At 44.4% G+C, this 417-nt stretch carries 1 protein-coding gene; it reads right to left on the bottom strand.

What is annotated here, in order from left to right; genetic code table 11:
* Nucleotides 1-165 precede the first annotated feature (165 nt).
* On the bottom strand, nucleotides 166-417 hold a 252-nt coding region (locus CWB60_RS20655; protein ID WP_138628034.1), incomplete at its 5' end, for a DUF3024 domain-containing protein.

Raw genomic sequence — 417 nt, 5'->3', positions numbered from 1 at the left:
GCAACTGAAGTATAATTCTCAAGATACTCTGATTAGTGCCTACGGGGAGCTACCTTCTCACTAAGGGGCGCAGACGGGCGGGCTAAACTCCGACGGAAGTTAGCAGCCCACATGTTTGCGTCCCAGCCAGCGCAGCGGGCGAACTTGATTTTTTTGTTATGTGACTTACCCAAAAAAACAAGCGTATTCATCATGATCTATAACGGCAAAGACTTGCTCAATAGTTTTTACATACATATTTGGCTCATAGCCATGCCATTTTAGATCTTGTCGCATCCAGAAAATTTTCCATTTACCTTGAGCGCGGATAAAAGTTGCTTTAGCCATGTCCAGGTCATGATATTCATTTGGGCTGTCCCAAACAGGACGCGTTTCATATATATAAACTGATTGTTTCTCCAGCGGCCACCCTATATC

This window comes from Pseudoalteromonas sp. S327, from assembly GCF_005886415.1.
Lineage (GTDB): Bacteria > Pseudomonadota > Gammaproteobacteria > Enterobacterales > Alteromonadaceae > Pseudoalteromonas > Pseudoalteromonas atlantica.
This window is presented reverse-complemented; position numbering and strand designations above follow the sequence as displayed.